This is a genomic window from Azospirillum oryzae (assembly GCF_008364795.1).
GTDB classification, from domain to species: domain Bacteria; phylum Pseudomonadota; class Alphaproteobacteria; order Azospirillales; family Azospirillaceae; genus Azospirillum; species Azospirillum oryzae.
On record NZ_VTTM01000016.1, the window covers coordinates 139,679 to 165,495 of the forward strand.

At 67.8% G+C, this 25,817-nt stretch carries 20 protein-coding genes; 11 read left to right on the plus strand and 9 right to left on the minus strand.

From position 1 onward, the window contains the following. The first annotated feature begins 36 nt into the window (after positions 1–36). The 8 genes from FZ938_RS28195 to FZ938_RS28230 all read left to right on the plus strand — a co-directional run bounded on the left by FZ938_RS28195 (position 37) and on the right by FZ938_RS28230 (position 9,273). Positions 37–660: a hypothetical protein gene (locus tag FZ938_RS28195; protein ID WP_149201581.1), complete on the plus strand. Its 624-nt coding sequence runs from the start codon at positions 37–39 to the stop codon at positions 658–660. Positions 661–673: 13 nt separating this feature from the next. Continuing rightward, positions 674–2,083: a GAF domain-containing protein gene (locus tag FZ938_RS28200; protein WP_149201582.1), complete on the plus strand. Its 1,410-nt coding sequence runs from the start codon at positions 674–676 to the stop codon at positions 2,081–2,083. Continuing rightward, entirely contained in the window at positions 2,080–3,207 is a 1,128-nt protein-coding gene (locus FZ938_RS28205) for a hypothetical protein (protein ID WP_149201583.1), read from the plus strand. Before FZ938_RS28200 ends, FZ938_RS28205 begins: the two co-directional genes overlap by 4 nt. After that, positions 3,204–4,772: a GT4 family glycosyltransferase PelF gene (pelF, locus tag FZ938_RS28210; RefSeq protein WP_149201584.1), complete on the plus strand. Its 1,569-nt coding sequence runs from the start codon at positions 3,204–3,206 to the stop codon at positions 4,770–4,772. Before FZ938_RS28205 ends, pelF begins: the two co-directional genes overlap by 4 nt. A 1-nt stretch (position 4,773) precedes the next feature. After that, a complete protein-coding gene (gene pelG / locus FZ938_RS28215; protein ID WP_149201585.1) occupies positions 4,774–6,153 on the plus strand; it encodes an exopolysaccharide Pel transporter PelG in 1,380 nt (459 codons plus the stop codon). After that, positions 6,150–6,611 carry a hypothetical protein gene (locus FZ938_RS28220; RefSeq protein ID WP_149201586.1) on the plus strand — a complete coding sequence of 154 codons (462 nt, stop codon included), beginning with the start codon at positions 6,150–6,152 and terminating at the stop codon, positions 6,609–6,611. The genes pelG and FZ938_RS28220 overlap by 4 nt, the downstream gene beginning before the upstream one ends. Before the next feature lie 266 nt (positions 6,612–6,877). Further along, a complete protein-coding gene (locus tag FZ938_RS28225) occupies positions 6,878–8,260 on the plus strand; it encodes a YcjX family GTP-binding protein (protein ID WP_149201587.1) in 1,383 nt (460 codons plus the stop codon). Next, a complete protein-coding gene (locus FZ938_RS28230; RefSeq protein WP_149201588.1) occupies positions 8,257–9,273 on the plus strand; it encodes a TIGR01620 family protein in 1,017 nt (338 codons plus the stop codon). Before FZ938_RS28225 ends, FZ938_RS28230 begins: the two co-directional genes overlap by 4 nt. Positions 9,274–9,280: 7 nt before the next feature. Here FZ938_RS28230 and FZ938_RS28235 read toward each other — a convergent pair whose 3' ends face one another. The 7 genes from FZ938_RS28235 to FZ938_RS28265 all read right to left on the minus strand — a co-directional run bounded on the left by FZ938_RS28235 (position 9,281) and on the right by FZ938_RS28265 (position 18,944). Next, entirely contained in the window at positions 9,281–9,979 is a 699-nt protein-coding gene (locus FZ938_RS28235; protein ID WP_149201589.1) for a pirin family protein, read from the minus strand. A 119-nt stretch (positions 9,980–10,098) separates the two neighbouring features. Continuing rightward, entirely contained in the window at positions 10,099–11,547 is a 1,449-nt protein-coding gene (locus FZ938_RS28240; protein WP_149201590.1) for a sensor histidine kinase, read from the minus strand. Between the two features lie 93 nt (positions 11,548–11,640). Further along, positions 11,641–12,321 carry an RluA family pseudouridine synthase gene (locus FZ938_RS28245; RefSeq protein ID WP_149201591.1) on the minus strand — a complete coding sequence of 227 codons (681 nt, stop codon included), beginning with the start codon at positions 12,319–12,321 and terminating at the stop codon, positions 11,641–11,643. 7 nt (positions 12,322–12,328) lie between these two features. Further along, positions 12,329–12,646, minus strand: a complete 318-nt coding sequence (locus FZ938_RS28250; protein ID WP_149201592.1) for a CcdB family protein — start codon at positions 12,644–12,646, stop codon at positions 12,329–12,331. Next, entirely contained in the window at positions 12,643–12,885 is a 243-nt protein-coding gene (locus FZ938_RS28255) for a type II toxin-antitoxin system CcdA family antitoxin (protein WP_149201593.1), read from the minus strand. The genes FZ938_RS28250 and FZ938_RS28255 overlap by 4 nt, the downstream gene beginning before the upstream one ends. A gap of 148 nt (positions 12,886–13,033) precedes the next feature. Then, positions 13,034–14,659 carry a fumarate hydratase gene (locus FZ938_RS28260; protein ID WP_149201594.1) on the minus strand — a complete coding sequence of 542 codons (1,626 nt, stop codon included), beginning with the start codon at positions 14,657–14,659 and terminating at the stop codon, positions 13,034–13,036. Positions 14,660–14,918: 259 nt separating this feature from the next. Next, positions 14,919–18,944 (minus strand): Pls/PosA family non-ribosomal peptide synthetase, encoded by a 4,026-nt coding sequence (locus tag FZ938_RS28265; RefSeq protein ID WP_246799123.1) that lies wholly within the window; start codon positions 18,942–18,944, stop codon positions 14,919–14,921. Between the two features lie 801 nt (positions 18,945–19,745). On the opposite strand from FZ938_RS28265, the gene FZ938_RS28270 reads away from it, so the two are divergent. Together FZ938_RS28270 and FZ938_RS28275 are read left to right on the plus strand one after the other, a co-directional pair. Further along, positions 19,746–20,525, plus strand: a complete 780-nt coding sequence (locus tag FZ938_RS28270; protein WP_246458067.1) for a glucose 1-dehydrogenase — start codon at positions 19,746–19,748, stop codon at positions 20,523–20,525. A 28-nt stretch (positions 20,526–20,553) separates the two neighbouring features. Beyond that, a complete protein-coding gene (locus tag FZ938_RS28275; protein WP_149201596.1) occupies positions 20,554–21,834 on the plus strand; it encodes an MFS transporter in 1,281 nt (426 codons plus the stop codon). Positions 21,835–21,838: 4 nt separating this feature from the next. Here the strand turns inward: FZ938_RS28275 and FZ938_RS28280 are convergent, their stop codons facing one another. Next, a complete protein-coding gene (locus FZ938_RS28280; protein ID WP_149201597.1) occupies positions 21,839–22,321 on the minus strand; it encodes an Lrp/AsnC family transcriptional regulator in 483 nt (160 codons plus the stop codon). 145 nt (positions 22,322–22,466) lie between these two features. Here FZ938_RS28280 and FZ938_RS28285 point away from each other — a divergent pair, with 145 nt between their 5' ends. Next, on the plus strand, positions 22,467–24,878 hold the full coding sequence (locus FZ938_RS28285; RefSeq protein ID WP_149201598.1) for a transketolase-like TK C-terminal-containing protein: 2,412 nt from the start codon (positions 22,467–22,469) through the stop codon (positions 24,876–24,878). Between the two features lie 7 nt (positions 24,879–24,885). On the opposite strand, the gene FZ938_RS28290 is transcribed toward FZ938_RS28285, so the two are convergent. Beyond that, positions 24,886–25,635 (minus strand): FadR/GntR family transcriptional regulator, encoded by a 750-nt coding sequence (locus FZ938_RS28290; protein ID WP_149201599.1) that lies wholly within the window; start codon positions 25,633–25,635, stop codon positions 24,886–24,888. Positions 25,636–25,817: the final 182 nt, after the last annotated feature.

Below are 25,817 nucleotides of genomic sequence, written 5' to 3' on the forward strand. Positions count from 1 at the left end.
TGTCAACACTTTATGGTTAAAAAAGGTGGACTGGTGATGCGGCGAAAGGGTGCGGGAATGATGGGCAAGGGTGTGCGGGCCTGTGGGGCGCTGCTGGCGGTTGGGCTGCTTCTGGCGGGCTGCAGCTTCGGCCGGATCAACAGCCGCGACTTCGCCCAGCCGGGGGCCGTGCTGCCGGCCGGCTCGACCGTCGCCGTCCTGCCCTTCGAGAATCTGACCAACCACCCCAATGCCGGCCAGATCGCCGCCGACATCGTCTCCACCGAGCTGTACGGCGTCGACGGCATCCGCAGCATGGATGTGTCCCGTGTCCGCAGCCGCCTGTCCGCCGCCAAGCCGGCCGCCGACGCCACTGCGACCGAAACGCCGGCCGACTCCGCTCCGCCGGACGCCCAGGCCGCCGGCCGGACGCTGGGGGTGGACGCGGTGCTGTCCGGCAGCGTGTCGGAATATGGTTACCAGCATGGCCTGCGCGAGGAGCCGGTGGTCGGCCTGAACGCCCGGCTGGTCCGCAGCTCCGACGGCGCCGTGCTGTGGACCTCCAGCCAGTCGGAGGCCGGCCGCGGCTATTTCAGCCGCGACAGCGTCAACAACGTTGCCCAGCGCGTGGTGACGCGCATGATCGACAGCCTGCGGCCGGTGGTCGCCGGCAATCGCTGAGGCCTCGACCAGCATGAGCAGCCCGCCGAGCCCACCCCCCGCCGACGGTGCATCCCACCGCCGCTGGTTCGGCCTGCGGCCGGTCGCGCTGCTGGAACTGCTGCTGTTCTTCGCCGCGGCGCTGGGGCTGGATGTCTGGCTGGGCGCCGGACTGCGTTTCGACGGGGTGCAGCCGCATCCCTTCTGGATCCCGGTCCTGCTGCTGGCGATCCAGTACGGCACCAGCGAAGGCGTGCTGGCGGCGCTGGTGGCGTCGGTGGCGCTGCGGCTCGGCAACATGCCCGATGCCGGGATCGACCAGGACCTCTACGACCATCTCTTCGCCCTGACGCGCGAGCCGATCCTGTGGCTGGTCGCCGCTGTGCTGTTCGGCGAGCTGCGCATGCGCCAGCTGCGCGAGCGCGACGAACTGCGCGCCGGCCTTGCCGCCGCCCGGCAGGAGGCGGAGGCCATCGCCCGGTCCTACCGCGCCTTGAAATCGGTGAAGGAAAGCTTGGAGACCCGCGTCGCCGGGCAGCTGCGCACCGTCTTCACCCTCTATCAGGCAGCCAAGTCCATCGACCACCTGGACGAGGGGGAGGTGATGCTGGGCGTCGCCGACCTCGTCCGCACCGTCATGAAGCCGGAGAAATTCTCGCTGTTCCTGCTGAACAACGACGTGCTGGAATCGGTGACGAACGAGGGGTGGGACGACGACAACGACAGCTATGCCCGCTGGTTCGACAGCGGCACCCCGCTGTTCCAGACCGTCATCGCCCGCCAGCGGCAGCTCTGCGTCAACCGGGTCGAGGACGAGCGCATCCTGGCCGGCGAAGGCGTGCTGGCCGGACCGTTGATCAGCAGCGACACCGGCGAGGTGGTCGGCATGGTGAAGGTCGAAAGCCTGGGCTTCACCGACCTCAGCGTCAACACGGTCGAGAATTTCCGCATCCTGTGCGAATGGATCGGCACCGCGCTGGCCAAGGCGCGCCAGTTCCGCACCGCCAACGAACAGCGGGTCTTCACCGACGACGCGCTCTATTCCTCCAGCTACATCGGCCGGCAGGCGGAGTTCCTGGCCCTGCTCGGCCGCCGCATGGGGTTCGAGACGACGGCCATCACCATCCGCCCCACCGGCCTGTCCCGCCTGTCTGTCGCCCAGCGCGCCGACCTTGCCGCCGCCATCGGCACGGCGGTGCGCGGCAGCCTGCGCGACACCGACCTCGCCTGCGACTTCGGCCAGCAGGGCGCGTCCTTCGGCGTGATCCTGGCCGGCACGCCGCTGGAGGGCGCCAAGCTGGTGGAGGCGAAGCTGGAACGGGCGGTGCGCCGGGAATTGCCCGACGGGCTGTCCAACATCCCCATCGGCTTCGTCACCCGCCGGGTCGAGCCGCCTGAGCCGGAGCCGGCAACCGGGAAGGCCGTGCCGGAGGGTGCGGGATGACCGGCCCCGCTCTCGATTCCGCTGAAACCATCGGTACGCTGGCGGGCGACCGACCGGCTGCCGGCACGGGCGAATTGGTGGCGGCGACGCTCGGCGCCGGCCTGCTCGACGCCGTGGCATTGGCCTTCGGCCTGTCCGGCGTCCCCTTCGCCGCACCGTCGGCCGCGGCGCTGCACCTGCTGCTCTGCGGACTGGTCGTATTGTGGGTGCGCAGCCGGGCGCGGCGGGGCCGCGACCTGCGGCTGGCCGGGCTGCTGCTGGTCACCATGGTGCCGCTGGGACCGCTGGGCGCCGCCTGCACGCTGGTGACCTCGGCGCTGCTGGCGCTGTTCAGCCGCTATGCCACCGGTTTTCAGGACTGGTATCTTTCCCTCTTCCCCGAAAGCGAGACCGGCCCGGCCCAGGAGCTGTACGAGCTGATCGTGTCCGGGCGCGAGAACGCCCATCTGGTGGCGGGCGAATCCTTCACCGACATGATGTGGATGGGCACGCCGCAGCAGAAGCAGGCGGTGATCGCCCTGGTCGCCCGCCATTTCCGCCCCGCCTTCACGCCCGCGCTGAAGGCCGGCCTCGCCGATGCCGACCCCTCCGTCCGCGTCCAGGCCGCCACCGCGACCGCGCGGGTGGAGCATGAGTTCAACGAGCGCTGGCAGTCGCTCGACCACGCCGCCCGCGCCCATCCGGACGACGCCGGCGCCCTGGCCGCCCTTTGCCGCCATCTCGACGATTATGCCTTCTGCGGCCTGCTGGACTCCAACCGCGAGGCGGAGATCCGCGAAAAGGCGTTGGACGGCTACCGCCGCAGCCTGGAACTGGCGCCCGACGACGACGGCATCCGCCTCGACCTCGGCCGGCTGCTGCTGCGCTGTGGACTGGCGGCGGAGGCGGCGGCGAGGCTGGAGCCGCTGATCGACCGCACGTCCGACAGCCGCATCCTGTTCTGGTATGCCGAAAGCCTGTTCCGGCTCGGCCGCTTCGGCGATCTGCGGGCGCTGCCCCTTCGCCGGCCCGACCTGCTGGGCGACGGTGCGGCGCTGCCCGATGCGCTGCGCGACGTCTTCGCCCTGTGGCGCGACGACGAAACGGCCGCCGCGGAAACGACCGCGAAGGAACTGGCCGCATGAGCCGCTCGCCGTCCCAGCCGCTCCCGCCCGAAGCGCCCCGCGCCCCCAAGGCCGACGTCTGCCTGCTGATGGAGGGGTCCTATCCCTATGTCGCCGGCGGCGTGTCGACTTGGACGCACGACCTGATCCGCTCCCACTCCGACCTGACCTTCCATATCGTGGCGCTGGTCGCCGACCGCGGCGCCCGCAAGCTCGCCTACGATCTGCCGGCCAACGTCACCGGCCTGACCCATGTCTATCTGCAGGACCCGCCCCCCGGATGGCGCTGGCAGCCCGGCACCGGGCGGCTGGTGGCGGCCCTGGAAAAGCCGCTCGCCCGCCTGCAGCAGGGCGGAGGGCTGGCCGAGGTCGCCGAGGTTCTGCGGCTGCTGGCGCCGCGGCGCGGCCGGATCGGCAAGCGGGCGCTGCTGAATTCCGAGGACGCTTTCCAGATGGTGGTGCGCATGTGCAGGGCCGCCCTGCCGGACGCCTCCTTCCTCGAATATTTCTGGGGCAGCCGGGCGCTGATGAGCGGGCTGTTCGCCACGCTGCTGGTGCCGATGCCGCAGGCTTCCGTCTACCATGCCATCTCCACCGGCTATGCCGGGCTGTTCGCGGCGCGGGCGCGGCTGGAGACCGGCCGCCCGGCCCTGCTGACCGAACACGGCATCTACACCAACGAACGGCGCATCGAGATCCTGATGGCCGAATGGCTGTTCGAGGGGGCCGACACCTCCCTGGCGCTCGACCGGAAGAAGCGCGACCTGCGCGATCTGTGGTTGGACACCTTCGCCAGCTATTCCAAGGCCTGTTATGACGCCTGCGACCGCATCATCACCTTGTACGGCGGAAACCAGGAGTTCCAGCGCCGCCAGGGCGCCGACCCGGCCAAGCTGATGATCGTGCCCAACGGCATCGACTATGCCGGCTATTCCCAGGTCCGGCGCGACCCCGCGCCGCGCCCGCCGACCATCGCCCTGATCGGCCGCGTCGTGCCGATCAAGGACGTGAAGACCTACATCCGCGCCGCCGGCATCCTGCGCGAGGACATCCCCGACCTGAAGGCGATGATCCTCGGCCCGCTGGAGGAGGACCCCGGCTATGTCGAGGAATGCCGCACCATCGTGAAGCATCTGGGGCTGGAGCAGACGGTGATCTTCGCCGGCCGGGTCAAGCTGACCGACTGGCTGGGCAAGATCGACGCCATCGCCCTGACCAGCGTCAGCGAGGCGCAGCCGCTGGTGATCCTGGAGGCCGGGGCGTCCGGTGTGCCGACGGTGGCGACCGATGTCGGGTCCTGTTCGGAACTGCTGATGGGCCGTCCGGACGAGGTTCCGCCGCTGGGTCCGGGCGGGGCGGTGACGCCGCTGGCCAGCCCGCTGGACACCGCGCGGGAGCTGCGCGCCCTTCTGCTCGACCGCCCGTGGCGGGAGCGCTGCGCGCAGGCCATCGCACGGCGGGTCGCCCAGTCCTATGACAAGGTCGCCATCGACCGCGTCTATCGCGCCATCTACGACGAGCACATCGCCATGCCGACCCGGCCGACGCTCGAACGCGCCGATTTCGACCTGAAGGGAGCCGCCTGACATGGCCGGCATCGGTTTCGCACTCCGGCGGCTGGCCCGGCGCGACGATCTGCTGGGCGTGCTGCAGGGCTATGCCCATTCCGCCTTCATCACGTCCGGCCCCTGGATGTTCACCATCCTGGCGCTGGCCGGCATCACGCTGTTCGGCCGCGATCTGGTGGGGCTGGAGCAGCTGACGCTGTTCCGCGTGGTGGTGATCTATAATTTCTGCTTCTCGGTGGTGTTCACCGGGCCGCTGGTGCTGGTCGCCACCCGCTATCTCGCCGACGCCATCTATGCCAAGGAGGTGGAGGCGGCGCCCGGCATGCTGCTGGCGACGCTGGGGCTGGCCTATGCCATCGCCGGCCTGACCGCCGGACCCTTCTACCCGCTGTTCAGCGGCCTGCCGCTGCCGATCATGCTGGGCGGGCTGGCGAACTTCTTCCTGGTCTGCGGCATCTGGGTGGTGTCGATCTTCCTGTCGGCACTGAAGGATTATCTGGCGGTCACCGTCGCCTTCGGTGTCGGCATGACCACCGGCATGGCCGGGGCGGTGCTGCTGGGCGACCGCTTCGGCGCGGCGGGGATGATCTGGGGATTCTCCGCCGGGCTGGCGGTGATCCAGTTCGGGCTGATCGCGCGGGTGCTGGCCGAATATCCCTATCCGGTCGGCCGGCTGTTCGACTTCCTCTCCTATTTCCGCAAATACGCCGACCTGGCGCTGATCGGATTTTTCGCCAACGCCGCGGTCTGGACCGACAAGTGGATCATGTGGTTCGCGCCGGAGCGCGAACTGGTCTCCGGCGCCATGGCGATCTACAGCGCCTATGACGGCGCCATGTTCATCGCCTATCTGACGACCCTGCCGGCGCTGACCCTGTTCACGGTGAACATCGAAACCCGCTTCTTCGAGCATTACCAGGCCTTCTATCGCGACATCCAGAAGCACGCGACCTTCGACCAGATCGCGCGCAACCACCGCGCCATCATCGCCGCCCTGCTCGACAGCAGCCGCAATCTCGTCATCCTGCAAGGAGCGGTCTGCGCCGTCTGCATCTTCCTGGCCCCCGCCATCGTCGGCGCCATCGGCCTGCAGTACCAGCAGATCGGCATGTTCCGCTTCGGCGTGCTGGGCGCCTTCTTCCAGGTGATGTTCCTGTTCTGCACGGTGATCCTGGCCTATTTCGACCTGCGGGCGCGGAACCTGACGGTGCAACTGGCCTATATGGCTGCCAATGCCGGTTTCACCCTGCTGTTCAGCCGGATGGGCTTTCCGTGGTATGGCTACGGCTATTTCCTCAGCTCGCTGCTCGCCTTCGCGGTGGCTTACCTGATGGTGGCGGACGCGGTGCGGCGGCTGCCCTATTTCGCCTTCGTCGCCAACAACCCGTCGGTGCGATGACCCGCCGCCTCATCCCTCCGCTTCTCGCCCTCCTCCTGCTTCCGGCCGCCACCGGCGCGCAGGAGGTGCTGCGCACCGACCGCACCGAACCCGGCCATCTGCGTCCGCTGTTCCGTGCCTACGAACCGCCGCCGCCGGGCCACCAACCGCGCCTGCGCCGCACCGAAAGCCGCGCGGTCTACAAGCTGCCCGACGGCCTGAAGGGGCTTGCGACGCTGGACCGCACCCTGTCGCACCTGTGCCAGCGCGGCGCCTTCCTGCAGCAGATCGACGGCCTCTATTGGGCGGCGACGCCGGACTACCGCTATGGCGTCGCCTTCTCCGGTGGTGCCAACCTGATCGACCCGCAGAACCGCCGCCAGCCCGGCAAGGCCTATTTCTTCCGCAACCAGGACAGCCGCTGCAGCGTCTGGATCGGCGATCAGGCGAAGCTGATGCCGCATTATATCGGGGGATAGGTTCCCTCTCCCGTCTCCGGAGTTGGAGGTTTCTGCATGTGTCTCCCCAACTTTTCACCCCACCGTTACCCACCCACCGCATCCATGATACGATTGACCTCCGGTCCCCACCCGCGGAGGTCGCCGCCGATGCCGCCTGGATGGAACAGTGAACACACCCCCGAAAACTGTTTCACGCTGTTCCAAACGTCGCATCCGGGCCCCTCGCATCGCGCGGACTCAACCCCATATAGGGCCGGTCATCGGCCAGAGGTGAACGTCCGCCCGTGCGCATTCCCGACCTGAACAGCCTGTACGACGCCGGCAGCCGGCTTCTTCTGGAATCGACGGTGCGCGTCGGCGTCACCGGTCTGCGGCGGGCGGGCAAGACCGTGTTCGTCACCGCCCTTGTCGACAACCTGTTGAAGGCCGGGCGGCTGCCCTTCCTCGACGTCATGTCGTCGGGCCGCTTCCAGGCGGCGCGGCTGCGGCCCCAGCCCGACCCCGACGTGCCGCGCTTCGATTTCGAAGGCCATCTCGCCGCACTCACCGGCCCCGATCCCCATTGGCCGGAGCCGACGCGCGGCATCGGCCAGATGCGCGTCTCATTGCGCTACCGTCCGGAGTCGGCGCTGAAGCGTACGGTGCAGCCGATGGCGACGCTGAATCTCGATCTGGTCGATTACCCCGGCGAATGGCTGCTCGACCTGCCGCTGCTGCGTCAGAGCTTCGCGGAATGGAGCACCCAGACCCTGGACCTCGCCGCCCGCCCGCCGCGTGACGAGCTGTCGGCCTCCTGGCGCGGCTGGCTCGCCACCATCGACCCGGCCGCTTCGGCGGAGGAGGAGACGGCGCGGCGCGGGGCGGCGCTCTACACCGACTATCTCCACGCCTGCCGCCGCGCCGACACGCTGCTCAGCCTGATCCAGCCCGGCCGCTTTGTCGAACCGGGCGACATGAAGGACGCGCCGCTGCTGACCTTCTGTCCCCTGCAGGGTGGACCGCGGGGCCGCGGCAGCCTGTGGGCGCTGATGGAGGAGCGGTACGAGGCCTACAAGACCAACGTCGTCCGCCGCTTCTTCGCCGAGCATTTTTCCCGGCTCGACCGCCAGATCGTACTGATCGATGTGCTGGGGGCGCTGAACGCCGGCCCCGCCGGGATGGCCGACATGAAGCGGGCGCTGGAGCTGAGCCTGGAGCCGTTCCGCCATGGTTCGTCCGGCTGGCTCGATTGGCTGTTCGGCAGCAAGATCGACCGCGTGTTGTTCGCCGCGACCAAGGCCGACCACATCGCCGCCCACCAGCATGCCCAGCTGCGCGCGCTGCTCGACCGGCTGGTCGGCGATGCCCGCAACGCCATCCGTTTCGAAGGGGCCCAGGTCGAAACCATGGCCATCGCCGCGCTGAAATGCACCGAAAGCGTGGTGACGGAGCATGAGGGCCGGCAACTGCGTTGCGTGCGCGGCATTCCCGTCGGCCGCGACCGCCCGACAGTGCTGTTCCCCGGCGAGATCCCGGAGGATGCCGAAGCCTTCCCGCCCGGCCGCGACCGTCCCTATAATTTCCTGCCTTTCCGCCCGCCCGACGACCTCGGCCGCGACCCGCGCGGCCTGCCGCACATCCGCGTCGATCAGGCCCTGCAATTCCTTCTCGGGGACTATCTGACGTGACGGAGCGCGACACCCGCAATGCCTCAAAGGGCTGGGTCCCGCCGATGGAGCTGGACCTCGACCGCGCGGCGCCGGTCCCGGCGGAGGAGGAGACCGCCCTGCTGACCGGCTCCGGCGACCCGGCCGACCTGTTGCCGGCCCCCGCCACGCCGGTTCGGACGACGCGCCGGCTCGGGCGCTGGCTTTTCGGGGCGCTGGCGGCGCTGGTTCTGGTCGCGCTGGGGTTCGACACCGCCGACCTGCTGGCCCGCGCCTTCGCCACCAGCCTCGCTCTTGGCGTTCTGGTTGCCCTGCTGGCCGCCACCGCCGGCATCGCGGGAGTCGCGATGCTGGTGACCGAATTGCTGTCGCTCCGCCGTCTGCGCCGGATCGAGGAATTGCGGGCGGAGGCTGGCCGGCTGGAGGTCGATGCGCCCGGCGGCCGGGCCGACCGCTTCGCCGGATCGCTGGTGGCGCTCTATTCCGACCGGCGGGAACTTGCGCCGGCGCTGGCCCGCGTCCGCGACCATGTCACCGATGCCCATGACGAGCATGAGGTCGTCCGGCTGCTGGACCGCGAAGTGCTGAGCCCGCTCGACCGCGCCGCCTATCAGCGGGTGCTGCGCGCCTCGCGCGACACCGCCGTCGCCACCGCGCTGAGCCCGGCGGCGCTGCTGGACTTCGCCGTGGTGCTGTGGCGCAACCTGAAGCTGGTGCGGGAGATCGCCAGCCTCTACGGCGCCCGGCCGGGCTATGTCGGCTCGCTCCGACTCCTGCGCCGGATGCTCGCCAACATCGCCGTCGCCGGTGTGACGGAAAGCGCCCACCATGTGGCGGTGGAGGCGCTGGGCGGGTCGCTCGCCGCCGCCATTTCCACCCGGATGGGGCAGGGGGTCATCAACGGCCTGCTGACCGCGCGGGTCGGGCTGACCGCCATGCACCTGTGCCGCCCCATCGCCTTCGGCCCCGACAACCGCCCCAGCATGAACCGCATCAGGAAGGAGCTGTTGTCGGTGCCCAAGCAGGTGCTGTGACGTGACCCTAGGCGAGGTCGAAGACCAGCACTTCCGCCTCGTCCGCCCGGTCCAGCGTTACCGCCTCCTCGTCCGTCAGCGCGGCGCCGTCACCGGCCTTCAGCAGCGTGCCGTTCAGATGGACCCGGCCGCGGGCGACCTGGACCCAGGCATGGCGGCCGGGGCGCAGCGGCAGGGTGGCGCTTTCCTCGCCATCCAGAAGCGCGGCGTACAGGTCGACATCCTGGTGGATGATGGTGCTGCCGTCCCGCCCGTCCCGCGACCCGACCAGCTTCAGCGTGCCGCGCTTCTGCTCGGCCGGGAAATCCGCCTGCTGGTAGCCGGGCGCCAGGTTGTTGGCTTCCGGCAGGATCCAGATCTGGAGGAAATGCACCGGCTCGGTGTCCGACGCGTTGTACTCGCTGTGCCGGATGCCGCGGCCGGCGCTCATCACCTGGACCTCGCCCGGACGGATCACCGACCCGGTGCCGATGGAGTCCTTATGCTCCAGCGCACCGTTCAGCACGTAGGAAACGATCTCCATGTTGGCATGCCCATGGGTGGGGAAGCCGGCGCCGGGGATGACCCGGTCCTCGTTGATGACGCGCAGGGCGCGGAAGCCCATATGGCCGGGATCGAAGTAGTGGCCGAACGAGAAGCTGTGGTTGCTGTTCAGCCAACCCATGTTGGCGACCCCGCGCTCGTCGCGATGGCGAATGGTGATCATGATGGAACCCTCCGTACCGTTGGGGTGTGTGCCGTTGTCTGGAGGGGAATTTGGCACCCAACGGCCCGCGGAACAATCCGACCCGTTCGCATCAGATCGTTCTCGTGCGCGGGACAATATCACCCCGCCAGCGGCACTCCCACCGCGAACGCTGTCCCGCGTCCCTCCGCCGAGCGCACCGTCACCGGATGGCCCAGCAGCCTTGCCAGCCGCTCGACGATGGCAAGGCCCAACCCGATGCCTTCGCTGCGGTCGCGGTCGGGGCGGTCGAGCTGGACGAACTCTTCGAATATGCGTTGTCGGTCGGGTTCGGCGATGCCGCGGCCGGTGTCGTAGACCTCGATCCACAGCGTATCGCCGCGGGTCCGGCAGCCGACCAGCACGCCGCCGGTCTCGGTATAGCGGATGGCGTTGGCGATCAGGTTGCGGAGGATGCGCTCTAGCAGGGCCGGGTCGCTGTTCACCACGGCATCGGTCGGAATGGCGCGCAGCCGCAACCCCTTGGCCTCCGCCTGGCCGGCGAACTCCGCTTCCAACTGGTCGAGCAGGGGGGAGAGCGGCAGGTCGACCGGCTTCGGCGTCACCACTCCCGACTCCAGCTTGGAGATGTCGAGGATGGCGTTCAGTAGGTCGCGCATCGACCGTTGCGCCGCCTTCAGATCGGTCAGCAGGGCCGCCGTCTTGCCGCTCTGCGGCTGGCGTTCCAGGATACCGGTGAACATGCCGATGGCCTGAAGGGGCTGCTGCAGATCGTGACTGGCGTGGGCGAGGAAGCGGGACTTGGCGCGGTGGGCCTGCTCGGCGGCGGTCTTGGCGGCGTGCAGTTCGGCCGTCCGTTCGCGCACCTGCTGTTCCAGCGTTGCGTTGGCGCGCTCGATGGTCTCCGCCATGCGCAGGATTTCGGTGAACTGGCGGCGCACCTGCCGGGTCATCGGCCGGAAGATCGCCAGAGCCTCCACCGCCAGGATCAGCAGGGTGATCAGCAGCGCCGCCAGCCCCAGCCGATGCAGGGTCTGGAAGCCGGCCTCCCCCTCCTCCTGATAGAGCGCCACCACCTCTTCCAACCGGTCCAGCAGCGGGCCGAGCGCCTGGGCGGTGATGCGGTCCGCTTCCGCAGGGTCGGGCGGCTGACCGGCGGATGCGGCGGCGATGACCCGGCGCAAGGCGGCAATGTGCTCGGTCACCACCGGGTCGAGCGGATCAGGACCGCTGTAGAACAAATCCTGCGGCGGCGGCCCAAGCGGCGGGCCTTCCTCCGGCCCGGCCCGGCCGCTCAGCCGCCGGTGGGCAGCTTCGAGCATGTCCGTGGCGCCATCCAGCAGCCGGGCGAGGTCGACGCGCGTTGCGGGATCGGTCGCGGTCTTCAACTGCTCCACCAGCAGGGCCGTCCGCTGCGACAGCATGCGCTGCCGGCCGGAAACGTTGACGACCTCCAGCATACGTTCGTGCTGTCCGATGACCCGCTCGGTCATGACGAAACCAGCGAGCGTGCCCAGCGCGATCAACGTCAGCGCCAGGGCATAGCGCAGAGTCATCCAGCGGGCAGTCGTCGTGCCGATCGGTATCATGCGCTCGTCCCCCCGGCCGTGATCGCCCCATCTCCATCGATGATCATGGGGCAGCCTGCCGCAATGCAGCAAGGACGGAGGGTAGCGGCGAAGCTATGAAGCCTCGGTAAAGCCGCAAGCCGCAAGCGCGGCCTGCATGTGCGGCGGGACCGGAGCCACCGCGCCGACGGGATCGCGCTTGGGGTAGAGCGGCAGCGAGATGGCGCGGGAATGCAGGTGCAGCGGCTTGCCCTCCGGCCCGCCATATTGCGGGTCGCCGACCAAAGGGCAGCCGATGGAGGCGCAATGGACGCGGATCTGGTGGGTGCGGCCGGTGTGCGGGGTCAGTTCCAGCCAAGTCAGCCCGTCCGCCTGCCCGCGCACGACGTAGTCGGTGACCGCCGGCTGTCCGTCGGGCGACCCGACGATGCGCCAGCCGCCGGTCTTGTTGGAGACCTTGGCGAGCGGCAGCTCGATCCGTCCGGATTCCTGCGGCGGCGTGCCGGCGACCACCGCCCAATAGGTTTTATCGACCTTGCCGTTCTGGAACAGGATGCCGATCTTGCGCAGCGCCTTGGCATGGCGGCCCAGGATCAGGCAGCCCGACGTGTCGCGATCCAGCCGGTGGGCGAGGGACGGCGGCTTGGGAAAGCCGAAGCGCAGCGCGTCGAAATGCCGCTCCAGGTTCGGTCCACCGGCGGGACCGGCATGGACCGGCAGGCCGGCGGGCTTGTCGAGGATCAGCATCAGCCCGTCGCGGTACAGGATGCGGTCTTGGATTTGGGCGGGTGTCACGGACTACTCATCCCCAGGCACGGGAAATCAGAAGGTCGATGGCGGCGATGATGCGGTCGCTGTCGTCGGCGAGGCAGCAGACCTTCTCGCCGAGCCGTTCGGTGCGGACCGTCACGGTCTGTAGTGGATGAAGAACCACCGAGCGTCCATCGATTTCAAAAGACGGATTCAATTCAGGATCGATGGGCGGCTCCGCGCGCTTGTCGATCATTGGAATGACGACGCGACTGCGTGCCCTGTCGAACCTTCCCGATTGAATGACAACCACAAAAGGAGTCGTCTGTTGGCCAGCGCCGTTGTTTCTATGGACGTCGAACTGGCTCATAAGATGTCATCGACATGCTGGTCCGCGAAAGACCCATGTTTTTCATCGAAGCGGTTCCATGCGTCGATCACGTCATCCAGGCGCCGTTCGCGATCCGCCTTCGCCACTTCATCGGCCAGCATCTTTTCGACCCGTTCCGACAGGTCGCCGGGAAGGGACTGGGCGCGTTGCAGGATGTCCTCGTCCAACGACAAGGTGATGTCCCGCTTCGGCGCGCGCCGGTCATAGACACCGTCCATTGCAAAGTCCTCCCACCCCGATCCCGATGCGCTCCGATCCCGAAGTGATGAAGATAGGCGCCTCCGGTGCCATCCCGCAAGCGGACAGGAAAAAGGGCGCGGAACCCCTCGCAAGGCACCGCGCCCCTTCACGTCCTGTCAGTCCGGATCAGGCGAGCTTCAACTCCTTGAAGAAGTCGTTGCCCTTGTCGTCGACGATGATGAAGGCCGGGAAATCCTCGACCTCGATGCGCCAGATGGCTTCCATGCCGAGTTCGGGATACTCGACGCATTCCACCTTCTTGATGCAGTCCTGGGCCAGACGGGCGGCGGCGCCGCCGATCGAGCCGAGATAGAAGCCGCCATGCTGATTGCAGGCCGCCGTCACCTCGGGGCTGCGGTTGCCCTTGGCCAGCATGACCATGGAGCCGCCCGCCGCCTGGAACTGGTCGACGAAGCTGTCCATGCGGCCCGCCGTCGTCGGCCCGAAGGAGCCGGAGGCGTAGCCTTCCGGCGTCTTGGCCGGGCCGGCATAGTAGATCGGGTGGTTCTTGAAATAGTCCGGCAGCGGCTCGCCGGCGTCCAGGCGGGCGCGCAGCTTGGCGTGGGCCAGATCGCGGGCGACGATCAGCGGGCCGGTCAGCGACAGGCGGGTGCGGATCGGGTACTGCGACAGCGTGGCGCGGATCTGCTCCATCGGCTGGTTCAGGTCGATCTTCACGACATCGCCCGACAGATGCTCGTCGCCGATCTCCGGCAGATACTGGGCCGGATCGGTCTCCAGCTGCTCCAGGAAGATGCCGTCCTTGGTGATCTTGCCCACCGCCTGACGGTCGGCCGAGCAGGACACGCCGATGCCGATCGGCATGGAGGCGCCATGGCGCGGCAGGCGGATGACGCGGACGTCGTGGCAGAAATACTTGCCGCCGAACTGGGCGCCGATGCCCATGTTCTGGGTCAGCTTGTGGACCTCGGCCTCCATTGCCAGATCGCGGAAGGCATGCGCGTCCTCGCCGCCCTCGGTCGGCAGGTTGTCGAGATAGCGGGCCGACGCCAGCTTCACCGTCTTCAGGTTCTGCTCCGCCGACAGACCGCCGATGACGATGGCGAGGTGGTAGGGCGGGCAGGCCGAGGTGCCGAGATAGCGGATCTTGTCTTCCAGGAACTTCAGCAGCCGGTCGGGCGCCAGCACCGACGGCGTGGCCTGATGCAGGAAGGTCTTGTTGGCCGACCCGCCGCCCTTGGCCATGAACAGGAACTTGTAATAGTCCTCGCCCTCGGAATAGATGTCGACCTGGGCCGGCAGGTTATTCCGGGTGTTCTTCTCCTCATACATGGAGATCGGCGCCAGCTGGCTGTAGCGCAGGTTGCGCTTCAGATAGGCATCGCGCGCACCCTCCGACAGGGCGGTCTCGTCGCCGCCCTTGGTCCAGACGCGGCGGCCCTTCTTGCCCATGATGATGGCGGTGCCGGTGTCCTGGCACATCGGCAGGGTGCCGGCGGCGGCGATGTTGGCGTTCTTCAGAAGGTCGAGCGCCACGAAGCGATCGTTGGCCGACGCCTCCGGATCGTCAAGGATCTTGGCGAGCTGGGCCAGATGGCCCGGACGCAGCAGATGGTTGATGTCGGAGAAGGCTGCCTCGGCCAGCAGGCGCAGACCTTCCGGCTCGACCTTCAGGATCTGCTCGCCGTCGAATTCGACGACCGAGACATGGTCCGAGGTCAGCTTGCGGTAGGTCGTGTCGTCCTTGGCGAGCGGAAACAGACCGCGGGCTGAGGCGATATCGTCGGGCATTGGGGCGTTCCTTCGTGGCGAACCTGGCATGACGATCCAACTGCGTCCGCTCGCCTCCGCGGTACGCGCCCGGCCGGGCGCGCGAAGGGGGCAGGCCGCGCTCGGCCCCCCTTATACACCGCTGCGGGGCGGAGACAACCATCGGCGGGGCGTACGGCGCGCGACGGTTTGTCGTCGGCAATAGCAGGGGCAAAAGAAAAGGCCGGCACACCGCAATGGTATGACCAGCCTTGTTCTTTTCGCCGCTGACGCTGGCTGTTTAAGCCGCCGCCTTCACCTGTCCATCGACCGCCGCATGGACATGAACCGCCGGCTCGGCCGGGGCGCCGACCCAGTCGCCGTGAGCGGGGATTTCCTCGCCCTTCATCACCAGGGTCAGCGGGCCCAGGCGGGCGAAGTCGCCGACATGGGTGTCGTACAGCACCGTGGCGCCGGCCCCGATGGTGACGCCGGTCCCGACCGAAACCCGGCCGACCTTCATCACGCGGTCCTCGTACAGGTGGGTCTGCAGCGCCGACAGGGCGTTGATGGCGCAATAGTCCCCGACGGAAACGCAGTCGAACTCCGTGATGTCGGTGGTGTCCATGTAGACGCCCTTGCCGAACTTCGTGCCGAAGATGCGCAGAACCCAGGGAAGCATCGGCGTGCCGCGCAGGTGGTCGAGCAGGACCTTGCCGGCCAGACCCCAGTACAGAACGGCGACCGCTTCGGTCCGCATCGCCCACCAGGACCACATCGGCTTCATGGTGGGGGCGTAGCGGCCCATCAGCGCCCATTTCACCAGCGCCACGATCAGCACCATCGCCATCGGAATGGCGACGCTGACCGCGAGGAACTGCCAGGCGAAGGCGCCCCAGCGCTGGTCCAGAATGGCCTTGGCGAAGAACTCCACCGCGAAGGTGCCGAAGGTGATGAACAGCATCGACGGCATCGACAGGCTGAAGGCCTCGAACACGGCGCGGCCGAGACGGCGGGTCCGCGACGGCTCGAATGTCCAGTTGGACGACACGTTGTCGAACTTCTGGCGCACCGGCAGCTTGATCGGCGGGCTGCCGAACCAGGTGTCGCCGGCCTGCATCTCGGCATTCGTCGGCGGCTTGGACTTGATGCCGATCAGCGTGCCGGTGGGAATGCAGGCACCCGGCGGGACCACGGCGTCGTTGCCGACGAACACGCGGGCCTCTGTCTTCACCGGCTGCAGATGCATCCAGCCGCGCCGGATGTCCTCATCGCCCAGAACCACCTCGTCGGCGATGAAGCACTTCTCGCCGATCTCCACCAGATCGTAGCGGCCGGCGAGGTTGGTCGAGATTTCCGCGTCACGGCCGATCTTGGCGCCCATCAGGCGGTACCAGGCCCGCATGTAGACGGTGGCGTAGAGCGAGCTGAGGGTTTCCAGCATCACCTCGGTCGCCAGCGCCACAACCCATTTGCGGACATAGAACCAGCTGTGGACCGAGTAGGAACCGGCTTCCACCTTCGGCAGCACGATCCAGCGCATGGCGGCGATCAGCAGGACGGTGAAGGCCACCAGGAACATGGCGGTCGGCCATGCAATGGCGGGGACATAGTAGAGGTAGTTGACCTTGAACACCCCGCCCATCCAAGCGTCGAGCCTGTCGAACAGGTAGAAGGCCGGGAAAATCGGGATCAGCGCCACCGGTGGCAGGCCGACCAGGGCAACCAGATAGATCAGCCCCTGGGTGGCGCGCTTGACGATGCCGGCGCGGGGCTCCTGCGGCAGGATGGCGCTGTCGACGGTGCCGATCCTGCGGGCGGGCGAACCGTCCCAGGACTCATAGTCGCCGGTGTGGGTGCCGGCGGCCAGCGCGGTCAGGTCGGCCAGCTCGGTGCCCTTGCCGACCACGGCATCATGGCCGATGACGCAGGAAGTGCCGATATAGGCATCCTCGCCGATCTCGATGGTGCCGATCACCAGCTCATTGCCGATCACCTCGGCATTGGCCAGCTTCACCTTGCCGCCGGTCGAGGCGCCACGACCGATGCTGACCAGATCGATGGCACCGGATTCGAACTCGCCGATCATCGCGTCGGCGCCGACCTTGGCGCCGAGGGCGCGTAGGAACAGCCGCATCACCGGCGATCCCTGGAACCATTTCAGGTGGACCAGCGCGACGAAGCGCTGGGCCAGCCACCAGCGGTAATAATAGACGCCCCACAGCGGATAGCGGCCCGGCTTGGTCCGGCCGATGATCAGCCATTTCGCCGCGATGGCGATGACGACGGTGGCGATGTTGATGACGATATAGACGCCGAACAGCGTGGTGATCTCGCCCAGCAGCCCGGCATCCTCGCCGGACAGCAGCATGTAGCTGACGAAAACGCCCAGCCACTGCACCGTCATCAACGCCAGGATGATCGGCAGCGCCGCGGCCTGGGCCAGACCGCACAGCAGGCGGCGGCCGAGCGGCGGCGGATCGAAGGACAGGTCGGCCGGTGCCGCGCCATGTCCCGCCGGCGCCTTGGCGTCCAGCCGTTCGGCCATGGCGCGCAGGGTACGGGCGCCATAGACGTCCTGAAGGGTCAGACTGGCCAGCCCGGCGGTTTCGCGCACCGCAGAGACGAAGCGCGCGGCCAGCAGCGAATGACCGCCCAGATCGAGGAAGAAGTCGGCTTCCAGCGGGATCGACTGGCCGGGGAAGACACGGCGGGCGGCGTCCAGCAGCGTGGCCTCTGTCGGGCTGCGCGGCTCCTCCTGCTCACCCGAGCCCGCATCCTCCGTCAGCGTCATTGCCTGCAGGGTCTTGCGGTCGGCCTTGCCTGAGGTCAGGCGCGGCAGCTCCGCCACCTGCTCATAATGCGCGGGCACCATGTAGGCCGGCAGCTGCGCACGCAGAGCGTCGCGGATCGCAGTCTTCTCCAGAGACGCACCCGGCTGCGCGACCAGGAAGGCGACCAGCCGGTCCAGCCCGTTGTCGTTGCGCAGCACAACCGTGGCCTGGGCGATGCCCGGCAGGTCGGTCAGCTTGGCCTCGATCTCGCCCAATTCCAGCCGGAAGCCGCGGATCTTCACCTGATCGTCGATGCGGCCATGGAAACGCAGGTTGCCGTCGGCATCGACGCTGACCGCGTCGCCCGACCGGTAAAGCAGCGGGTCCAGAAATGCATCTGGTGCACCGGTGCGGTACGGGTTGGCGATGAACTTCTCAGCCGTCAGTTCCGGCCGGCCGAGATACCCCTGGGCCACGCCTGGGCCGCCGATCAGCAACTCGCCCTGGGTGCCGGCGGCCACCGGATGCAGCGCCTCATCCACCACATAGCAGGTGTAGTTGGGGATCGGGCGGCCGATGGTGACGGGGGTGTCGGGCAGCACCTCGGCCACCGTGGCGACGACGGTCGCCTCGGTCGGGCCATAGCTGTTGAACAGGCGACGGCCCGGCCGGCACCAGCGCGATGCGACCGCCGGCGGGCAGGCCTCGCCGCCCAGGATGACCACGCGCAGCGACGGCACATCCTTCGGCAGCATCGCCAGCAGGGTGGGGACGGTGTCGAGAACGGTGACGCCGGCCTCGTTCAGCACGTCGGCCAGCCGATCCACCTCGTCCAGCACCTGCCGGCTGGCGACCCACAGGGTGGCGCCGGCCAGATAGGGGACGAAGATCTCCTCCAGCGACAGGTCGAAGGCCACCGACGCACCCTGGAAGGCCACGTCGGCGGCGGTGATGCCGTAGACGCTGTTGGCGGCGCGCAGATAGTGGCAGATGTTGCGATGGCTGATGACGATGCCCTTGGGCTTGCCGGTCGAGCCCGAGGTGTAGATGGCGTAGGCCGGGCTGTCCGGCGTCACCCCGTCGGCGCGCAGGTCGAACGCCCGCTCATCATCGCTCAACACATCGCCGATGCGCAGGACCTGGACGTCCGCGCCGGCCTCGGCCAGCGTCGCCGCCTTCGTTCCGGTCACCAGATCGATCAGGATCGCCGGGGCGGCGCAGTCGGTCAGGCTGACCGCCACGCGCTCCGCCGGAGCATCGGCGTCGAAGGGCAGATAGGCCGCGCCGGCCTTCAGGATGCCCAGCAGCGCGACATGCAGGTCGAGCGACCGCGCCATCCACAGCCCGACGAAGCAGCCGGGACCGATCCCGCGCGAACGCAAGCCACGGGCGACCCGGTTGGCGCGCGCGTCCAACTCGGCATAACTGACGCGCCGGCCTTCATAGACGATGGCCGTGCGGTCCGGATGCGCCGCGGCGGTCGCCTGCGGAATGTCGGACAGCAGCTCGTCGCGCAGAAGTGAGGGATCAATCGGGCCGCTCAAGGTCGGCACCATTGGAGTGGCGTTCCACGGAGCGGAGATCGTCGATTGACCGGCCGGGGAAACATCGGTCGGGCCATTGGCCCGCGCAGTCAGCAGAGTCACGCTGTGTCAGCCTTCCAAAAGGAATCAGCGCGGTGGCGCCAAGCGGACCCGTTCGTCATCCGGTCCCGGCGGTCGGCTGAATGCGGCGATGGGCCGCTCGCTAGTTGTGGTGCTTTATGGTTAACGAATGCTTGCCATCCGGCTTGGAGGCACCTGTGCCGATGGGAGATGTCAAGTCTTGGGCTGCCCAAGCGCTGCGAAAGCAACATTCGCCCGACCGAAAGAAAGAGGAAGACCCGACGGCACCCGATACATGCGGATACATCAAGCGGCATGTTCGCGCCTTCATGATCCGTTGCGCGGCGGCGGTCAAGCTTATCCTCAAGCTGCCGGATCGAAGGGGAGGGCCGTGTGTCGGGCTCACCACATGGCCCCGGATCCGTGACTTTCGCCATGGCGGGCGCCGCGTGCCGTTCCGGTTGCCAATGTTCGGCAAGTTTGCAACCAGCACCAGAATAAACCTCCCGGATGGGTGGGTGTCGCCGGACCGGCGCCTGCAACTCTCAGCCCCCACCCGTCCCCGTGCAGATGTGGTGTCACCCGTCGTCACGCGCCATTCGGGCGACGCATGGCTGAGGCTCAGGGAATCACGGCTCGGCATACATTTTAATGATGGACATCATAAAAGGTCGTATTGATGATGATCGTCATCAATGGCGCCCGGCACCGGCCGGAGCGCAGAAACCGGATGACGGTCAGGAGAGGGCCATGAGCATTGCAATGAACACGACAGGGGCGGACATGAGCGGGAGGGTCGCCCTGGTCACCGGCGGCACGTCCGGCATCGGCCGCACGACGGCTTTGGCCTTCGCCGGAGCGGGGGCGACGGTGATCGTCACCGGCCGGCGCGAGGCGGAGGGGCTGGAGACGGTGGAACTGATCGGCCGTTCCGGCGGCATCGGCCAGTTCGTGGCCGCCGATGTGGCCGATGCGGCGGAAGTCGCCGCGCTGTTCGAGCGGATCGAACGTGACCATGGCCGCCTCGACGCCGCCTTCAACAATGCCGGCATCCATCAGGTCGCGCCGCTGACCGAGATGGAGGAGGCGGCCTTCGACCGCATGCTGGCCGTCAACGTGAAGGGCGTCTGGCTTTGCCTGAAGCATGAGCTGGCGATCATGCGCGGCCAGGGCCGCGGCGCCGTCGTCAACACCGGGTCGGTACTGGGACAGATCGGCATGGCGGGCAACGCCGCTTATTCCGCCAGCAAGGCGGCGGTGGAGGGGCTGACCCGCACTGCCGCCATCGAGGTCGCGGCCTTCGGCGTGCGCGTCAACGCCGTCTGCCCGGCGATCATCCAGACGCCGATGACCCAGGCCTCCTTCGGCAGTGCCGAACGGGTGGAGGCGGTGATGGGTCCGCGCCATCCCGTCGGCCGCGTCGGCCGTCCGGAGGAGGTTGCCGCAGCGGTGCTCTGGCTCTGCTCCGACGCCGCCGGCTTCGTCACCGGCCAGTCGATCAACATCGACGGCGGCGTGACCGCGCAATAACCAGGCTGGTTACCGGAGTCACGAGCCGATGCTGTCCACCCCCCTCGCCGCCACGCTGGCCCGCCGCGACATCCACTATGGATGGGTCGTCGTTTCCGTCACCTTCCTGTCCATGCTGGTGTCCGCCGGGGCGGTGGGCGCGCCCGGCGTCCTTCTGTTGCCGCTCCAGCGGGAATTCGGCTGGGACACCGCCGACATCTCCCTGGCGATGGCGATCCGTCTGTTGCTGTTCGGGCTGATGGGTCCCTTTGCCGCCGCTATGATCAACCGCTTCGGCGTTCGCCGCATGGTGCTGTCCTCCCTGATGCTGGTCGGCGGCGGCCTGCTCGCCTCGCTGGCGATGCGGGAGGTCTGGCAGTTGATCCTGCTGTGGGGATTCGTCGTCGGATTCGGCACCGGCCTGACGGCGATGGTGCTGGGCGCCACCATCGCCACCCGCTGGTTCGTCGCCCGCCGCGGGCTGGTGATCGGGCTGCTGACCGCCAGTTCCGCCACCGGGCAACTGGTCTTCATGCCCCTGCTGTCGATGCTGACCGAGGCTTATGGCTGGCGCAGCGCCATCGCCCTGCTGTGCGGCCTGATAGCGGTGGCCGCCCTGGCGATGCTGGCGCTGATGCGCGATCGTCCGGCCGACCTCGGCCTGTCCGCCTTCGGCGAGGTCGGGAGCGCGCCGCCAGCGTCCCCGGCCGGCGCCATCCTGCCGGCGGCGCTGGGGGCGTTGCGCGAGGCCGCGGTGACGCGGACCTTCTGGGTGTTGTTCGCCACGTTCTTCATCTGCGGCGCCAGCACCAACGGCCTGATCCAGACCCACCTGATCCCGCTCTGCGTCGATTTCAGCGTGCCGGAAGTGCAGGCGGCCGGTCTGCTGGCGGTGATGGGGATCTTCGACTTCATCGGCACCGTCGGGTCCGGCTGGCTGTCCGACCGCTACGACAACCGCTGGCTCCTGGTCTGGTATTACGGCCTGCGCGGGTTGTCGCTGCTTTATCTGCCCTATTCGGACTTCACCCTCTACGGTCTGTCGCTCTTCGCCGTCTTCTATGGCCTGGATTGGATCGCCACCGTTCCGCCGACGGTGCGCCTGACGGCGGAACGCTTCGGCCGGGAACGAGCCAACCTCGTCTTCGGCTGGGTTTTCGCCGGTCACCAATTGGGTGCCGCCGTCGCGGCCTTCGGCGCCGGTCTGTCACGCACGGCTCTTCAAAGCTATCTGCCGGCCTTTGCTGCCGCCGGCGCTCTCTGCCTGCTCGCGGCGTTGCTGGTGCCGATGATCGGCGGCCGCGCCAAACCGGCAGTGACCAAAGCGTGACGCTCTATTCCCCCAGATGCTCCAGCGGCAGGGCGGTGCGGTAGCGCACCTGCTTCAGGGCGAAGCTGGAGCGGATGCTGGCGACGCCCGGAATGCGGGTCAGATGTTCCTTCAGGAACCGTTCATAGCTGGCAAGGTCCGGCACTACCACCCGCAGCAGGTAATCGGCGTCGCCGGTCATCAGATAGCATTCCAGCACCTCCGGCCGCGCCATCACCGCCGCCTCGAAACCGTCGAGCCGCGCCTCCACCTGCCGCTCCAGGCTGACATTGACGAAGATGTTGACCGGCAGGGCGACGGAGGCCGGATCGACCAGCGCCACATAGCGGGCGATCACCCCCGCCTCCTCCAGCGCCTTGACGCGCCGGAGGCAGGGGGAGGGCGATAGCCCGACCCGTTCGGCCAGTTCGTTGTTGGGGAGCCGGCCGTCCTGCTGAAGTGCCGCCAGAATCTTGCGGTCGATGCGGTCTAACGGATGTTTTGGCATCGAATGCTGTTTCCCGTGTAATCCTGGCATTCGATGCTAAAGCGGAACCGCGGCCGGCGCCACTTCGCAAGCATCTGCCGGATCACAAATGATAAGGTCTTCGAACATAAATCCTGTGGCATAACCCCCGTTCGGGAGCAGACCCATGACCGCGAACCAGCCGTCCTCCGCCGATCTCGCCTGCCTGGCCGAGCTGGAACGCAAGATACTCTGGCTTGCGTCTTGGACCATCCACAATGCCAACCACGTCCGCCCCAACCTGGACGGACTGAAGATCGGCGGCCATCAGGCCTCCAGCGCTTCGATGTCGACCATCCTGACGGCGCTTTACTTCTCGGCCCTGCGCCCGGAGGACCGGGTGGCGGTGAAGCCCCATGCCAGCCCGATCTTCCACGCCATCCAATATCTGCTGGGCAACCAGACGCGGGAGAAGCTGGAGAATTTCCGCGGCTACAAGGGCGCCCAGTCCTACCCGTCCCGCACCAAGGACGTGGACGACGTCGATTTCTCCACCGGGTCGGTCGGGCTGGGGGTGGCGCAGACCCTCTTCGCCTCGCTGGTCCAGGATTACCTGAAGGCCAAGGGCTGGGCCGCCGACCTGCCGGAAGGCCGCATGGTCTCGCTGGTCGGTGACGCCGAGATGGACGAGGGCAACATCTTCGAAGCCCTGCAGGAGGGCTGGAAGCATGGCGTGCGCAATACTTGGTGGATCGTCGACTACAACCGCCAGAGCCTGGACGCGGTGATCCGCGAAGGGCTGTGGGAGCGGCTGGAGAACATCTTCCGCGCTTTCGGCTGGGACGTGGTGATCCTGAAATATGGCACGCTGATGCAGGAGGCGTTCAAGGAGCCGGGCGGCGAACGCCTGCGCCAGTGGATCGACACCTGCCCCAACCAGCTCTATTCGGCCTTGACCTATCAGGGGGGAGCCGCATGGCGCCGCCGCCTGATGGACGAGTTGGGCGACCAGGGCGACGTCACCCGCCTGATCGAGCGCCGCAGCGACGAGGAACTGGCCCGGCTGATGGGCAATCTCGGCGGCCATGACCTGCCCTCGCTGCTGGAAGCCTTCGCCCAGGCGAGGACCCACGATCGGCCGGTCTGCTTCATCGCCTACACCGTCAAGGGCTTCGGCCTGCCGCTGGCCGGCCACAAGGACAACCATTCCGGCCTGTTGACGCGCGAACAGATGGACGGCTTCCGCACCGCCAACAAGGTCCGTCAAGGCCATGAGTGGGACCGTTTCGAAGGCCTCTCCTTGCCGGAGGCCACCCTGGAGGACTTCCTGCGCCGTGTTCCCTTCGCGCAGAAGGGCCGCCGCCGTTTCGAAGCCCCGGCCGTCTCGGTGCCGGCGGCGCTGGCGGTTCCGACGCAGAAGAGCCTGTCGACCCAGGCCGCCTTCGGCCTGATCCTGAATGAGATCGGACGGGAGCGCTCGCCGCTGGCTGAACGCATCGTCACCACTGCGCCCGACGTGACCGTCTCGACCAACCTCGGCGCCTGGGTGAACCGCCGTGGCCTGTTCGCCAAGAGCGAGATGGCCGATCTGTTCAAGAAGGAACGCATTCCCTCCACCTACAGTTGGGAATTCTCGCCGAAGGGCCAGCATCTGGAGCTGGGCATCGCCGAGTCCAACCTGTTCATCCTGCTGTCGGCGCTGGGCCTGTCGCACAGCCTGTTCGGGGAGCGGCTGCTGCCGATCGGCACTGTCTACGATCCGTTCATCATGCGCGGAGCCGACCAGCTCAACTATGCGTGCTATCAGGATGCCCGTTTCATGCTGGTGGCGACGCCGTCCGGCATCACGCTGGCACCGGAGGGTGGGGCGCATCAGTCTATCGCCACGCCTCTGGTCGGCATGGCGCAGGACGGGCTGGCCTATTTCGAACCGGCCTTCGCCGACGAACTGGCCGTGGTGATGCGGTGGGCCTTCGACTATATGCAGCGGGACGGGGAGGGGAGCCCCAGCGAGCGCAACTGGCTGCGCGACGAGACCGGCGGCTCGGTCTATCTGCGACTGTCCTCCCGCGCTTTGGAGCAGCCGACCCGAACGATGGACGAGGATCTCGCCCATGATATCGTCGACGGCGCCTATTGGCTGCGCCGGCCGGGACCGAATGCCCAGGTGGTGATCGCCTACACCGGCTCCGTCGCGCCGGAGGCCATCGCCGCCGTCGGCATGCTGGGGGAGGACCGGCGCGATGTCGGCCTGCTTGCGGTGACGTCCGCCGACCGGCTGTCCGCAGGCTGGAGCGCTGCCCAGCGGGCGCGCGAACGCGGCCTCAGCCATGCTCGCGGCCATATCGAGCGGCTGCTGGACGGGCTGCCGCCCCACTGCGCGCTGGTCACCGTGGTCGACGGCCATCCGGCGACCCTGAGTTGGCTCGGGTCCGTCGCCGGCCACCGCACGCGGGCGCTCGGAGTCGAGCATTTCGGCCAGACCGGCACCATCGCCGACCTCTACCGCCATTACGGCATCGACGCTCACGGCATCGTCGCGGCGGCCGAGGCGGCATCTCCCGGCCGGCCGGTCCGGCATCTGCGGGCGATCGGCTGAACCTCTGTTAACGGGGGCGCTCGGCCCGCTTTTCGAGCGCCTCGCGGTGGCGATCGCGGGTGTAGGCGACCAGATCGCCGAGCGCCGCCGTCGCGGCCTCGGCATCTCGCCTTTGCAGCGCGAGCAACAGGCGGGCGTGAAAGCCGATGATGGCCTCACGCTCGCGCACCCGATAGATGATCATGTTGCTGACCGGCTGCAGCGCCTCGACCACCGCATGCATCAGGTAGGACAGTAGGGCATTGCCGGCGGCCTCCACCAGCGCGCGGTGGAACCGGACATCCGACGCGCAGAACTCTTCGTCCGACAAAGCTGCGTTGCGCTGCCGCGCCAACTCCTCCCGCATTGCCTCCAGGGGCGCGACCAGAGCCGGATCGCCCCGCATCGCCGCCAGCCGACAGCAGACACTCTCCAGTTCCAGCCGCGCCGTCGCCATGTCGTCCAGGCCGATATCGCCGACCGCGACCATCAATGTGGTGGCGTTTGCCAGCGACCGTGCCGCGTCCTCCGGTGCCGGACTGGCGACGAAGTTGCCGCCCGTCGGCCCACGGCGGGATCGGATCAGATGCTGGGCAGCCAGACGTTTCAAGGCTTCGCGCACGGTTGGGCGAGACACCTTGAAACGCTGGGCCAGTTCCTCTTCGGTCGGCAGCCGCTCATCCACCTTCAGTCGGCCGTCCATGATGGCGGCGCGCAGGCTGTCGGCGATCTGCTTTGCCGCGCTGACGGTGACGACGCTTTCAAATTCGACGGGCATGGCCGCTCACTATGGAATTTGAACAATCCTATGGTCAAAAGGTCATACCCTTCAACGATTGAGCCGGAATGAAGCCCGGTGGACCCCGGCCAAAAAATCGTCATGGGCGATGAAAAAAGCGCTTGCGTGGTTTGGGGGCGGGCGCCTATAAACCGCTCCACCGACGGCGGGGCGCTGAACGA